Raw genomic sequence first — 14,293 nt, forward strand, 5'->3', positions numbered from 1 at the left:
GGGAGCTTGCTCCCGCTGGCTTGCGCAGCAAGCCCATGGCAGGCGACGCGGTGCATCCAAAACAGCGCCGGGCCTGGTTTTGCGACTGCTGCGCAGCCGAGCGGGAGCAAGCTCCCTCGCCACAGGTGGCAAGACTGTGGAACGGGAGTGTTACGAAGTATGTCTAGACTTCGTCAGTCCCCAACGAGTGATTAACCCATGACCACCCCAATCAGCCATTACACCGGCGAAGAACGCAGCAAGCGCATCTTCGCCATCGTCGGAGCCTCTTCCGGCAACCTGGTCGAATGGTTCGACTTCTACGTCTATGCGTTCTGCGCGATTTATTTCGCCCCGGCGTTTTTCCCATCGGACAATCCGACGGTGCAACTGGTCAACACGGCGGGGGTATTCGCCGCCGGGTTCCTGATGCGGCCCATTGGCGGCTGGATTTTCGGCCGGGTAGCGGACCGTCACGGGCGCAAGAATTCGATGATGATCTCGGTGATGATGATGTGCTTCGGCTCGTTGCTCATCGCCTGCCTGCCCACCTACAAGGACATCGGCGTCTGGGCGCCGGTGCTGCTGCTGTTCGCTCGCCTGCTGCAAGGCCTGTCGGTGGGCGGCGAGTACGGCACGACCGCGACCTACATGAGCGAAGTCGCTCTCAAGGGGCAGCGCGGCTTTTTTGCCTCGTTCCAGTACGTGACGCTGATCGGCGGACAACTTTTGGCAGTGTCGCTGGTGGTGATCCTGCAGCAGTTTCTCAGCGAAGACGAACTGCGCGCTTACGGTTGGCGAATCCCGTTCGTGGTGGGGGCCGCCGCGGCGTTGATTTCCCTGTTCCTGCGCCGCTCCCTGAAGGAAACCACCAGCAAGGAAATGCGCGAAAACAAAGACGCTGGCAGCATCGCCGCGTTGTTTCGCGATCACAAGGCGGCGTTCATCACCGTGCTGGGCTACACCGCCGGCGGTTCGCTGATTTTCTACACCTTCACCACTTACATGCAGAAGTACCTGGTGAACACCGCCGGCCTGCATGCCAAGACCGCCAGTTACATCATGACCGGCGCGCTGTTTCTCTACATGTGCATGCAACCGCTGTTCGGCATGCTCGCGGACAAGATCGGCCGGCGTAACTCCATGCTCTGGTTCGGCGGGCTGGGGGCGTTGTGCACCGTGCCGATCCTGCTGACGCTCAAAAGCACCAGCAACCCGTTCCTGGCGTTTGTCCTGATCACTTTCGCCTTGGCGATCGTCAGCTTCTACACCTCCATCAGCGGTCTGGTGAAAGCCGAAATGTTTCCACCAGAAGTGCGGGCGCTGGGAGTAGGGTTGGCCTATGCGGTGGCGAACGCGATTTTTGGCGGTTCGGCCGAGTACGTTGCCTTGAGCCTGAAAGCCCAGGGCGTGGAAAACGCTTTTTATTGGTATGTCACGGTGATGATGGTCGTTGCGTTCCTGTTCAGCCTGCGGCTGCCAAAACAACCGGCGTATTTACATCACGATCTTTAAGGCATGGTTGATTCATTGTGGCGAGGGAATATCTGGCCATAGAGGCATCCATTTTTCGAAGGACTGTTTATGAGCGAACGACCGGGCAATCAGCTGTTCGATGCCTACTTCACCGCCCGCGACATGCGCGAAGTGTTCTGCGATGCGGGGCGTGTGCAGGCGATGCTCGACTTTGAGGCGGCGCTGGCCCGGGCCGAGGCGCGGGTTGGGCTGATCCCCCAGGAGGCGGTGGCGCCGATCGGGAATGCCTGTCGCGCCCAGCTGTACGACTTTTCAGCGTTGAGCGAAGCGATTGCAAGTGCCGGCAATTCTGCGATCCCGCTGGTCAAGGCGTTGGGCAAGCGCATCGCTGCCGAGAGCGCCGAGGCCGAACGCTACGTGCACTTGGGCGCAACCAGCCAGGACGTGATGGACAGTGGCTTGGTGCTGCAACTGCGCCAGGCGCTCGGACTGATCGAAGGTGAACTGGCGCAACTGGCCGTCACCCTGGCTCGACAAGCCGAACGTTACGCCGCCACGCCGCTGGCCGGGCGCACCTGGCTGCAACACGCCACGCCGGTCACCCTGGGGATGAAAATCGCCGGCTGGCTGGGGGCCGTCACGCGCAGTCGCCAGCGCTTGCGGGAACTCAAGCCGCGCCTGTTGGTACTGCAATTTGGCGGCGCCTCCGGGACCCTCGCCGCCCTGGGGAAGCAGGCGCTGCCGGTGGCCGAAGCCTTGGCCGCCGAGCTGCAACTGAACTTGCCGGAGCAGCCTTGGCACACCCAGCGCGATCGCTTGGTGGAGTTCGGCGCGGTGCTGGGCTTGATTGCCGGCAGCCTGGGCAAACTGGGGCGCGACGTCAGCCTGTTGATGCAGACCGAGGCAGGCGAGGCGTTCGAACCTTCGGCACCGGGCAAGGGCGGTTCGTCGACCATGCCTCACAAGCGCAACCCGGTGGGCGCGGCGGTGTTGATCGGCGCTGCGACGCGGGTGCCCGGCTTGTTGTCGACGCTGTTCAGCGCCATGCCCCAGGAACATGAGCGCAGCCTCGGCCTGTGGCACGCCGAATGGGAAACCCTGCCGGACATCTGCTGCCTGGTGTCCGGCGCGCTGCAACAGGCGCGACTGCTGGCCGAAGGGCTGGAAGTGGATACGGCGCGCATGGCCCGTAACCTGGAACTGACCCAAGGGCTGGTGCTGGCCGAAGCCGTCAGCATCGTCCTGGCCCAGCGGGTGGGTCGCGACACCGCGCATCATCTGCTGGAGCAATGCTGCAAGCGCGCGGTGGCCGAACAACGGCATTTGCGCGAGGTGCTGGGGGACGAACCCCAGGTCACCGCGCAGTTATCCGCGACCGAGCTTGATCATCTGCTCGACCCGGCCCACTACCTCGGACAAGCCCAGGCCTGGGTTGCCCGAGCGGTGGCCGAACACCTTGCCTTGAATGCCTGAAAGGAGATTGTTGTGGGATTGGTCAAACTCGCCGAGGGCGATCTGAGCTATTGTTTTGATGAACGGCGATTGGACGGGCCGCAGGCCGCCCCGGTGCTGGTGCTATCCAACTCTTTGGGTACCGATTTGCATATGTGGGACGAGCAGGTCGCGGCGTTCAGTGAACACTTTCGGGTCTTGCGTTTCGACACCCGTGGTCACGGCCGGTCGCTGGTCACCGAGGGCCCCTACAGCATCGAACAGCTGGGCCGCGACGTGCTGGCGATGCTTGATGCGCTGGATATCGACAAGGTGCATTTCTGCGGCCTTTCGATGGGTGGCCTGATCGGCCAATGGCTGGGAATCAACGCCGGCGAGCGCCTGCACAAACTGGTGGTATGCAACACCGCCGCGAAGATTGGCGACCCTTCGATGTGGAACCCGCGCATCGAAACCGTGCTGCGTGATGGCAAGGCGGCGATGGTGGCGTTGCGTGATGCGTCGATTGCCCGCTGGTTCACGCCGGATTTCGCCAAGGCCCATCCGGCGAAGGCGGAAAAAATTACCGACATGCTGGCGGCGACCTCGCCCCAAGGCTATGCGGCCAACTGCGCCGCAGTACGCGACGCCGATTTTCGTGAGCAGCTATCGCTGATCCGTGTGCCACTGCTGGTGATCGCTGGCACCGAAGATGCCGTGACGCCGCCAGCGGGCGGACGTTTTATCCAAGAGCGGGTCGAGGGTGCCGAATACGCCGAGTTTCATGCAGCGCACTTGTCCAATGTCCAGGCCGGCGCCGCGTTCAGCGCGCGGGTACTGGATTTCCTGCTTGATACTGGCCGCGCCTGAGGAGTTTTCAGTGGACGAGAAACAACGTTACGACGAAGGCATGCAAGTACGCCGCGCGGTGCTGGGCGATGCCCACGTCGACCGCAGCCTCAATGCCTTGACCGAATTCAACAGCGAATTCCAGGAGATGATCACTCGCTACGCCTGGGGCGACATCTGGACCCGCCCGGGCTTGCCGCGCCATACCCGCAGCCTGATCACCATCGCCATGCTGATCGGCATGAACCGCAACGAGGAACTCAAGCTGCACCTGCGCTCCGCCGCCAATAATGGCGTGAGCCGCAGCGAGATCAAGGAAGTGATCATGCAGAGCGCCATCTACTGCGGCATCCCGGCGGCCAATGCCACCTTCCACCTGGCCGAATCCGTCTGGGATGAACTGGGCATTGAATCACGAACCTGAGACCACCCCCAATCCCCTGTGGGAGCGAGCCTGCTCGCGAAGGCGTAGGTCAGCTCGCATCGATGTTGGATGTAATAATGCCTTCGCGAGCAAGCTCGCTCCCACATTGGATCTTCGGTGAGCACAAGTTTTTTGCTCGGCACTGATCCCCTGTGGGAGCGAGCTTGCTCGCGATGGCGGTGGTACAGCCACCATCCATGTTTGGCTTTTTACAACAAGCTGATCGGATAGCTGACAATCAACCGGTTCTCATCGAACTCATTGGTATTGAAGTCCCGGCGCATCGTCGAGTTGCGCCACTTCACGTTGAGACTCTTCAGCGCACCGCTCTGCACGGTATAAGCCAGCTCGGTCTCGCGGCCCCATTCCTTACCGTCATCGACGGTGGCGGTGTGCACGTTGTCACCGCTGATGTAGCGGTTCATCAGGGTCAGGCCCGGCACGCCGACGGCGGCGAAGTTGAAGTCGTGGCGCAACTGCCAGGATTTTTCCTTGGCGTTGTCATAGCTGGAGTTGTAGCTGTCGTTCGCCAGGGTGCCGCCGCTGGTGCCGTTGACGCGCATCCAGGCATCATCGCCGCCGACTTTCTGCAGGCCGACATAGAAGGTGTTGCCACCGTATTTGGCCGAGAGCATGGCGAACGCGGTCTTGTTATCCAGGTCGCCGGCCAGGGCGCTGCCGTCTTCCTTGCCGGTGAAGTAGCCCAGGTTGGCGCCCAGGGTCCAGTCGCCCATGGGTTGGCTGTGGGTCAGGTTGAAATATTGCTGCTGGTAGATGTCGGACAGTTCCGCGTACCAGACGCCGACCTGGGTGCGTTTTTCGTTGAAGGCATATTCGCCGCCGCCGAAGTTGAAACGGTCGGAAGTGAAGGCACCACGGCCGTTCATCGACATGTCTTCCATGCTCGCGTCGTTACGCGGGCTGTTGCCACGGAACTGACCGCCATAGAGGCTCAGGCCGTTGATCTCGGTGGAAGTGACCTGGCCGCCCTGAAAGGTTTGCGGCAGGGAGCGACCGTCGTCGGAACGCAGGATTGGCAGCACCGGCATCCACTCGCCGACTTTCAGCTCGGTCTTCGAGACCTTGGCCTTGAGGGCCACGCCCAAACGACCGAAGTCATCGGCCGGGCGACCGTCGTCGTGCACCGGCAGCAACTGCGTGCCGGCGGTGCCGCGACCGCCGTCGAGCTTGACCGAGTACAGGCCGAGCACGTCCACGCCGAAGCCGACCGTGCCTTGGGTGAAACCGGACTTGGCGTCGAGGATGAAGCTTTGAGTCCATTCCTCGGCTTTGCCTTGGGCGGCGGCGTCGTTGGTGAAGTTGCGGTTGAAATAGAAGTTACGCAGGTTCAACGTGGCCTTGGCGTCCTCGACGAACCCCGATTCCGCTGACAACACCGGCAATGCTACGCCGGACAGCGCGACGGCAATGAGGCTGGGGAAAACTTGCTGTGTGGGTTTCATGGGCGTGTCTCTTGTTTTTCTGTGGACGAAGCGAGTCGTTGCCGCAACCCTTGGGTTGCAGGCGGTACGGTGGGGCTGGACGGTTAAAGTGGCTGAGGATCAGCCGGACGGTGCAGGGCGTAGGAGCATGGCGTCGAACCTGTTGTTATTGGTTTTGTGCGAGCGATGGTGAAGGGCCGCCCGGGATCGGTTCAATTGCGATTTGCGGGTTTCGGGCGATTATCGAACGGCAAAACAAACGCAATTCCTTGTGGGAGCGAGCTTGCTCGCGATGGCGTCGGCAAACTCAATATCCCTGCAAACTGACCCAACGCTTTCGCGAGCAAGCTCGCTCCCACAGGAAGGTGGCGGTGTACGCAGATTTGACGAGCGCAGACGACTCGGGTGGGAGCGAGCCTGCTCGCGAAGACGTTGGCGCATTCAATATCAGTGCAAGCTGACCCAACGCTATCGCGAGCAAGCTCGCTCCCACAGGAAGGTGGCGGTGTACGCAGATTTGACGAGCGCAGACGACTCGGGTGGGAGCGAGCCTGCTCGCGAAGACGTTGGCACATTCAATATCAGTGCAAGCTGATCCATTGCTTTCGCGAGCAGGCTCGCTCCCACATTGGAATTTGTGTTGGGCTGGGAATCAGGCGCAAACAAAAAGCCCACCTTTCGGTGGGCTTCATGTTTCAGCGCATCAAATCAAAACAACTTTGTCTCCGGCGCTTTCTCCGCGATCGGTTCGCGCTTGCCCGTCTCGGCATTCCAGCCGCCGCCAAGGGCCTTGTACAAATTGACCTCGCTGGTCAGTTGCGCAAGGCGATCGGTGATCAGCGATTGCTGCGCGCTGAACAACTGGCGCTGGGCATCGAGGAAAGTCAGGTTGCTGTCGACGCCGATGCGGTAGCGACGCTCGGCCAGGCGGTAGTAGTCCTGGTTGGCGGCGACGAAGTCGGTCTGTGCCTGCAACTGTTCGTTGTAGGTCTGGCGCGCGGCCAGGCCGTCGGAGACTTCCTGGAACGCGGTCTGGATCGACTGCTCATACTGCGCGACGTTGATGTCTTTCTGGATCTTGGCGTAATCCAGGCTTGCCCGCAGGCTGCCGGCGTTGAAGATCGGCAGGTTGATCTGCGGAGCGAAGGTCCAGGTGCCCGAGCCGCCCTTGAACAGGCCGGACAGGTCCGGGCTGAGGGTGCCGGCATTGGCCGTCAGGCTGATGCTTGGGAAGAACGCGGCCCGCGCGGCGCCGATATTGGCGTTGGCGGCGAGCAGGTTGCGTTCGGCCTGGAGGATGTCCGGGCGCCGTTGCAGCAGGTCCGAGGGCAAGCCGGGTGGCACTTCGCTGAGCAGGTCGGCGCTCAGCGGTTGTGTCTGCAGGTTGGTCGGCAGGCCGGTGCCCAGCAGCAGGGTCAGGCTGTTTTCGTCCTGGGCCACCTGGCGGGTGTAGCGGGCCAGTTGCACGCGGGCGTTTTCCACCGCCGTACGGGCTTGGCTCAAGTCCAGGGCCGAGGCCACGCCGACTTCGGCGCTGCGCGAGGTCAGCTTCAGGCTTTGCTCATAGGTGCCGAGGGTATCCTGGGTCAACTTGAGCAGTTCCTTATCGGCCTGCCAGGTCAGGTAAGCGTTGGCGACGTTGGCCACCAGGCTGATCTGGGTGCTGCGGCGGGCTTCTTCGGTGGCGAAGTAGCTTTGCAACGCTTGCTCGCTCAGGCTGCGGACGCGACCGAACAGGTCCAGTTCGTAGGCGCTGATACCCAGCGTCGCCGAGTAGGAGCTGCTGATTGCCGCTTCACCGGTTTGCGAGGCGCGTGCCGGCACCCGCTGGCGGTTGCCGGAGCCGGTGGCCGAGACCGCCGGGAACAGGTCGGCGCGCTGGATGCGGTACTGCGCGGCGTAGGCGTCGATGTTCAGCGCCGCGACGCGCAGGTCGCGGTTGTTTTCCAGGGCGACCTGGATCAGCTGTTGCAGTGCCGGGTCGTGGAAGAACTGTTTCCAGCCCTGCTCGGCGGCGGCCTGGCCGGGTGCTTTGGCCGGCTCATAGGCCGGCCCTTGCGGGTACTGCGCCGCGACCGGTGCTTCGGGCCGCTGATAGTCGGGAATCAGCGAGCATCCGCTGAGCACGACGGCGGCGATGGTCAGGGAAAGTAGCGACTTGCTCATTGGCCAGCCTCTTTAGAAGTTTCAGGAGTGTGGTCCTGGTCGATATTTTTACGCCGACCGATTGACGACACCGTCACGAAGAACAATGGCACCCAGAAGATTGCCAGGATGGTCGCAGTGAGCATACCGCCAATCACGCCGGTACCGATGGCGTGCTGGCTGCCCGAGCCGGCGCCGGTGGAGATGGCCAGCGGCACGACGCCGAGGACGAACGCCAGGGACGTCATGATGATCGGCCGCAGACGCATCCTGCAGGCTTCGATCGCGGCCTCCACCAGAGTCCGGCCCTGTTCATGGAGTTCCTTGGCGAACTCGACGATCAGGATGGCGTTTTTCGCCGCCAGGCCGATGGTCGTCAACAGACCCACCTGGAAGTACACGTCGTTGGACAGGCCGCGCAGGCTGGTGGCCAGCAGGGCACCGATGATCCCCAGCGGCACCACCAGCATGACCGCGATCGGAATCGACCAGCTTTCATACAGCGCCGCCAGACAGAGGAATACCATCAGCAGCGAGAGCGCGTACAGAGCCGGCGCCTGGGAACCCGACAGGCGTTCCTCGTACGACAGGCCGGTCCAGGAGATGCCGACACCCGCCGGCAGCTTCTGCGCAATGGCCTCGACTTCGGCCATCGCTTCACCCGTGGAGTAACCTGGCGCCGGAGCACCGAGGACTTCCATCGCTTCCACGCCGTTGTAACGGGCCAGTTTCGGCGATCCGTAGGTCCACTCGCCCTTGGCGAAGGCGCTGAACGGCACCATGGTCCCGGCGCTGTTGCGCACGTACCATTTGTTCAGGTCCTCCGGGCTCATGCGCGCGTCCGGTCGGCCTTGAACGTAGACGCGTTTCACCCGACCACGGTCGATGAAGTCATTGACATAGTTACTGCCGAGGGCAATCGACAGCGTATTGTTGATGTCCGAAAGGGTGATGCCCAGGGCACTGGCCTTCTCGTCATCGATGTCCAACTGGTACTGGGGCTCGTCGTTGAGACCGTTCGGACGCACCTGGGTCAGGACCTTGCTCTGCGAAGCCATTCCCAGGAACTGGTTGCGAGCCTCCATCAGTTTTTCGTGACCGATGCCGGCGCGGTCCTGCAGGAACACGTCGAAACCGGTGGCGTTACCCAGTTCCATCACCGCGGGCGGAGCAAAGGCAAACACCATCGCGTCGCGGAACGTGAAGAAGTGCTGCTGGGCGCGGCCGGCGATCTTGAATACGGTGTTGTCGGCGTTTCGCTCTTCCCACGGCTTGAGCATGATGAACGCCATGCCGGAGCTCTGGCCACGACCGGCGAAGTTGAAGCCGGTCACGGTAAACACCGAGGCCACGCCATCCCCTTCACCGCCGTCCTTGCTCGGACGCAGCAGGAACTCACGCATCTTGTCCACCACCACCTGGGTGCGCTCGGCACTGGAGCCGGCCGGTGTCTGCACTTGGGCAAACAGCACGCCCTGGTCTTCTTCCGGCAGGAACGCGGTCGGGATGCGGGTGAACAGCCAGACCATGCCGACCAGAATGATCACGTAGGCCAGCAGGTACGGGGCCTTGTGCTTGAGCATGTTGCCCACGCCACGCTCGTAGCTGCGGACGCCACGGTCGAAGTTGCGGTTGAACCAGCCGAAGAAACCGCGTTTCGGCGTGCCGTGCTCGCCCTTGGGGATTGGCTTGAGCATGGTGGCGCACAGGGCCGGGGTGAAGATCAGGGCAACCAGCACCGACAGAGCCATGGCCGAGACGATGGTGATGGAGAACTGTTTGTAGATCACGCCGGTGGAGCCACCGAAGAACGCCATCGGCAGGAGTACCGCCGACAGCACCAGGGCGATACCCACCAGGGCGCCCTGGATCTGGCCCATGGATTTCTTGGTCGCTTCCTTGGGCGACAGGCCTTCTTCGCTCATCACCCGTTCGACGTTTTCCACCACCACGATGGCATCGTCCACCAGCAAGCCGATGGCCAACACCATGCCGAACATGGTCAGGGTGTTGATGCTGAAACCGAACGCGGCGAGGATCCCGAAAGTACCCAGCAGTACCACCGGCACCGTCATCGTGGTGATGATGGTGGCGCGGAAGTTCTGCAGGAACAGGAACATCACCAGGAACACCAGCGCGACCGCCTCGATCAGGGTTTCAATCACGCCCTTGATCGATTCGCTCACCACTGGCGTGGTGTCGTAGGGGAACACCACCTCCAGGCCTTGCGGGAAGAATGGCTTGAGATCATCGACGGTCTGGCGCAGGGCCTTGGCCGTGTCGAGGGCGTTGGCGCCCGTCGCCAGGCGCACTGCCAGGCCGGAAGCCGGCGCGCCGTTGAACTGAGCGTTGATGCTGTAGTTTTCGCCGCCGAGGGCCACATCGGCGACGTCGCCGACGCGCACTTGCGAGCCGTCCGGGTTGACCTTGAGCAGGATCGCCTTGAACTGCTCGGCGGTCTGCAGGCGGGTCTTGCCGATGATGGTGGCGTTCAATTGCTGGCCGGGCAGGGCAGGCAGGCCGCCGAGCTGGCCGGACGCGACCTGGACGTTCTGCGCGGAAACCGCGTTGCTCACATCCACCGGGGTCAGGTTGAATTTGTTCAACTTGGCCGGGTCGAGCCAGATCCGCATGGCGTACTGGGCACCGAAGACCTGGAAGTCGCCGACGCCCTTGGTGCGCGAGATCGGGTCCTGCATGTTCGACACGATGTAGTTGGACAGGTCCTCACGAGTCATGCTGCCATCGCGCGAGACCACGCCGATCACCATCAGGAAGTTTCTCACCGACTTGGTCACGCGGATGCCCTGTTGCTGCACTTCCTGCGGCAACAGTGGAGTGGCCAGGTTCAGCTTGTTCTGCACCTGGACCTGCGCGGTATCGGAGTTGGTGCCTTGCTCGAAGGTTGCGGTGATGGTCATGCTGCCGTCGGAGTTACTTTCCGACGACACATAACGCAGGTTGTCGATGCCGTTGAGCTGTTGCTCGATGACCTGCACCACGGTGTCCTGCACGGTTTGTGCGGATGCACCCGGGTAGGTCACCTGGATCGCAATGGCCGGCGGCGCGATGCTCGGGTACTGGTTGATCGGCAACTTGAGGATCGATAGGGCCCCGACCAGCATGATCACCAGGGCAATCACCCAGGCGAAGATCGGACGGTCGATAAAAAATTTCGACATGGTTTACTCCCCTTTGCCGCCGGCGGCTTTGTCAGCTGCCTGAGCGGGGGCCGGGTTCTTTGCGTCAACGTTGGTGGCTTCGGTGGCTTTGACTTCCACCCCTGGCCGTACGTACTGCAACCCTTCGGTGATCAGGCGATCACCGGCCTTGAGGCCGTCTTCGATCAGCCACTGGCTGCCGACGGTACGGCTGGCCTTGAGCTGACGCAGTTCAACCTTGTTGTCCGCGCCCACGACCATCGCAGTCGGCGTACCCTTGAGGTCGCGGGTCACGCCTTGCTGCGGCGCCAGGATTGCGGCGCTGTTCACGCCGGCCTGCAGCTGCGCGTGGACAAACATGCCCGGCAGCAGCGTGTGCTCAGGGTTGGGGAACACGGCGCGCAAGGTCACGGAACCGGTGGTCTGATCGACCGAGACTTCAGAGAACTCCAGCTTGCCTTCATGAGGGTACTGGCTGCCATCTTCCAGAGTCAGCTTGACCATGGCGGCATTATCGCCAGCCTTTTGCAAGCGACCACTTTCCAGCTCCCGGCGCAGGTTCAGCAGCTCGACGGAACTCTGTGTCACGTCGACGTAGATCGGATCGAGTTGCTGGATGGTCGCCAGGGCGTCGGTCTGGCCATTGCTCACCAGCGCACCCTCGGTGACCGAGGAGCGCCCGATGCGACCGGAAATCGGCGCGTAGACCTTGGTGTAACGCACGTTGATCTGGGCCGTCTGCAGGTTCGCTTCCGACTCAAGGCGGTTGGCCACGGCGGTGTCGTACTCCTGGCGGCTGACGGCCTGCTCGTCGACCAGTTGCTTGTAGCGATCGGCAATCGACTTGGTGGATCGCAGGTTGGCCTCGGCGCTCTTGAGGTTCGCTTCATAGACGGCCGGGTCGATCTGGTACAGCTGCTGGCCGGCCTTGACGTCGGCGCCTTCCTTGAACAGGCGCTTGAGGATGATGCCGTTGACCTGCGGACGCACTTCGGCGACGCGGAACGCACTGGTGCGGCCCGGCAATTCGGAGGTCAGGGTAAAAGGCTGAGTCTTGAGGGTTACGACGCCGACCTGAGGAGGGGGAGGGGCAGGGGCAGCCTCTTCCTTGTTGCATCCGCTGAGCAGCGATGCCAGGGCGATGGCAGTGACCAGAGCGGTAACAGCTGGCTTGAATTGCATGGAAATCCTCGGGTCCAGGCGCGCAACAGGCGCACTCGAAAAGTGGAAGGTTAAAAAATCAGCATTATTCAATTAATAGGTTGCTAAGAAATATACTTACGTACATGGTTGTTTGTAAACAGCCAAATTGCGTACCATCCGTATTTACAAAAGCCTGACAAAGGCCGATGCAGTCCGGGGACGCATTCCGACAGGCACTGCTTCATAGGTTATCCAACCGATCCTTACGCATTGCTTACGCATCCTGATTGAGGTGTTTACTGCCATGGTACGTCGTACCAAAGAAGAAGCCCTGGAGACTCGCAACCAGATCCTTGAAGCGGCCGAAAAGGCCTTCTTCGAGCGCGGCGTGGCGCGAACCACGCTGGCCGACATCGCGACGCTGGCCGGTGTGACGCGTGGTGCGATCTACTGGCATTTCAGCAACAAGGCGGATTTGCTCCAGGCCATGCTCGATACCTTGCATGAGCCGCTCGATGAGCTGGCCCGCGCCAGCGAAAGCGAGGAGGAACTCGACCCGCTGGGGTGCGTGCGCAAGCTGCTGGTGAGGTTGTTCCAACAAGTGGCCCTGGACCCGAAAACCCGCCGCATTAATGAGATTCTGTTCCATAAGTGCGAATTCACCGATGAAATGTGCGACTTGCGCCAGCAGCGGCGCGAGGTCAGCCTTGACTGTAACGTGCGCATCGCGCTGTCCCTGCGCAATGCAATGAAGCGTGGGCAGATGCCGGATGACCTGGATCCCGAGAGGGCTGCGGTGGCTATCCATGCCTATATCGACGGGATCCTGTATCAGTGGCTGCTGGCGCCGGACAGCTTCGCCCTGGCCGGTGAGGCGGAGCGCTGGGTGGATATCGGGTTGGACATGCTGCGCCTGAGCCCTAACCTGCGCAAATGAAACAAAGTGTGCAATTGCGACCGGTTATGTCAATGGCGTAGGACGTTGCCGCCGTCTCCCGGGCGGTGTCGTATGAATCAAGGCTGCTTTTATATACGCATGGTTGCCGCGATGACAGGTCCAAAAGCGGCTAATTTGTAGGAAATTTGTTGGGATCGGATGACAGATCGTTAACATCCGCCGCTTGCAAACAAAAAAGCCCCGGCTCTTTCGAGTCGGGGCTTTTGCTTACACGGCGCCGGGTTTACAGCACGGGATAATCGATATAACCCACCGGTCCTTTGCCATAGAAGGTTTCCGGGTGAGGTTCGTTCAGCGGTGCATCGGCTTTCAAGCGTGCCGGCAGGTCCGGGTTGGCAATGAACGGCACGCCAAACGCCACGGCGTCAGCCTTGCCTTCCGCCAGCCAGGCATTGGCACTTTCTTTGGTAAAACGCTCGTTGGCGATGTAAGGGCCGCCGAACGCTTGCTTCAGTTGTGGGCCGATGCTGTCCGCGCCTTCTTTCTCGCGCGAGCAGATGAAGGCGATGCCACGCTTGCCCAGTTCGCGGGCCACATAGCTGAAGGTTTCCAGGCGGTTTTCGTCGCCCATGTCATGGGAATCGGCGCGCGGTGCCAGGTGCACGCCCACGCGGCCGGGGCCCCAGACTTCGATCGCCGCGTCAGTCACTTCCAGCAACAGGCGTGCACGGTTCTCCAGGGAGCCGCCGTAGTTGTCGGTGCGCTGGTTGGTGCTGCTTTGCAGGAACTGGTCGAGCAGGTAGCCGTTGGCGCCATGAATTTCCACGCCATCAAACCCGGCGGCCTTGGCGTTTTCGGCACCCACACGGTAGGCATCGACGATGTCGGCGATTTCCGCGGTTTCCAATGCGCGCGGCGTCGGGTAGTCGGCCAGCGGACGTACCAGGCTCACATGCCCCTTGGGCTGGATGGCGCTCGGAGCCACCGGAAGCTCACCGTCCAGGTAGGACGGGTGGGAAATCCGGCCGACGTGCCAGAGCTGCAGGAAAATCTTGCCGCCGGCGCCGTGGATGGCTTTGGTCACGTTGGCCCAGCCGCGTACCTGGTCGTTGGACCAGATGCCTGGGGTATCGGGGTAGCCCACGCCCATCGGCGTCACCGAAGTGGCTTCGCTGAGGATCAGCCCGGCGGAGGCGCGTTGCACGTAATACTCGGCCATCAGCGCGTTGGGTACTCGGCCTGCGTCAGCGCGGCAGCGGGTGAGCGGGGCCATGATGATGCGGTTTTTCAGCTCGATGTCGCCGAGTTTGATGGGGTCGAAAATTGTCGCCATGAAATGCAACCT

The 14,293-nt window shown here is 61.8% G+C and carries 10 protein-coding genes; 5 read left to right on the top strand and 5 right to left on the bottom strand.

Going from position 1 to position 14,293, the window contains the following annotated elements:
- Positions 1-198 precede the first annotated feature (198 nt).
- The 4 genes from J3P97_RS06180 to pcaC all read left to right on the top strand — a co-directional run bounded on the left by J3P97_RS06180 (position 199) and on the right by pcaC (position 4,159).
- Positions 199-1,494, top strand: coding sequence for an MFS family transporter (locus J3P97_RS06180; RefSeq protein ID WP_434569541.1), 1,296 nt, complete (start codon positions 199-201; stop codon positions 1,492-1,494).
- 69 nt (positions 1,495-1,563) lie between these two features.
- The gene (locus J3P97_RS06185) at positions 1,564-2,928 is read left to right on the top strand and encodes a 3-carboxy-cis,cis-muconate cycloisomerase (RefSeq protein WP_434673682.1); all 1,365 of its coding nucleotides are present in this window, start codon (positions 1,564-1,566) and stop codon (positions 2,926-2,928) included.
- Positions 2,929-2,940: 12 nt separating this feature from the next.
- Complete coding sequence (gene pcaD, locus J3P97_RS06190; protein WP_434673683.1) at positions 2,941-3,756, top strand: 3-oxoadipate enol-lactonase; 816 nt, start codon at positions 2,941-2,943, stop codon at positions 3,754-3,756.
- A gap of 10 nt (positions 3,757-3,766) precedes the next feature.
- Positions 3,767-4,159 carry a 4-carboxymuconolactone decarboxylase gene (pcaC, locus tag J3P97_RS06195; RefSeq protein ID WP_434673684.1) on the top strand — a complete coding sequence of 131 codons (393 nt, stop codon included), beginning with the start codon at positions 3,767-3,769 and terminating at the stop codon, positions 4,157-4,159.
- A 209-nt stretch (positions 4,160-4,368) separates the two neighbouring features.
- Here the strand turns inward: pcaC and J3P97_RS06200 are convergent, their stop codons facing one another.
- The 4 genes from J3P97_RS06200 to J3P97_RS06215 all read right to left on the bottom strand — a co-directional run bounded on the left by J3P97_RS06200 (position 4,369) and on the right by J3P97_RS06215 (position 12,089).
- A complete protein-coding gene (locus tag J3P97_RS06200) occupies positions 4,369-5,622 on the bottom strand; it encodes an OprD family porin (RefSeq protein WP_434673685.1) in 1,254 nt (417 codons plus the stop codon).
- Positions 5,623-6,309: 687 nt separating this feature from the next.
- A complete protein-coding gene (gene adeC / locus J3P97_RS06205) occupies positions 6,310-7,767 on the bottom strand; it encodes an AdeC/AdeK/OprM family multidrug efflux complex outer membrane factor (protein WP_434569536.1) in 1,458 nt (485 codons plus the stop codon).
- Entirely contained in the window at positions 7,764-10,928 is a 3,165-nt protein-coding gene (emhB, locus tag J3P97_RS06210; protein ID WP_434569535.1) for an efflux RND transporter permease subunit EmhB, read from the bottom strand. Before emhB ends, adeC begins: the two co-directional genes overlap by 4 nt.
- Before the next feature lie 3 nt (positions 10,929-10,931).
- Positions 10,932-12,089: an efflux RND transporter periplasmic adaptor subunit gene (locus J3P97_RS06215; RefSeq protein ID WP_434569534.1), complete on the bottom strand. Its 1,158-nt coding sequence runs from the start codon at positions 12,087-12,089 to the stop codon at positions 10,932-10,934.
- A gap of 265 nt (positions 12,090-12,354) precedes the next feature.
- Between J3P97_RS06215 and J3P97_RS06220 the strand changes: the two genes are divergently transcribed.
- On the top strand, positions 12,355-12,987 hold the full coding sequence (locus J3P97_RS06220) for a TetR family transcriptional regulator (RefSeq protein WP_434673686.1): 633 nt from the start codon (positions 12,355-12,357) through the stop codon (positions 12,985-12,987).
- Between the two features lie 244 nt (positions 12,988-13,231).
- Here J3P97_RS06220 and J3P97_RS06225 read toward each other — a convergent pair whose 3' ends face one another.
- Positions 13,232-14,281 carry an alkene reductase gene (locus J3P97_RS06225; protein ID WP_434569533.1) on the bottom strand — a complete coding sequence of 350 codons (1,050 nt, stop codon included), beginning with the start codon at positions 14,279-14,281 and terminating at the stop codon, positions 13,232-13,234.
- Positions 14,282-14,293: the final 12 nt, after the last annotated feature.

This window comes from Pseudomonas sp. R1-15, assembly GCF_051132085.1.
Lineage (GTDB): Bacteria > Pseudomonadota > Gammaproteobacteria > Pseudomonadales > Pseudomonadaceae > Aquipseudomonas.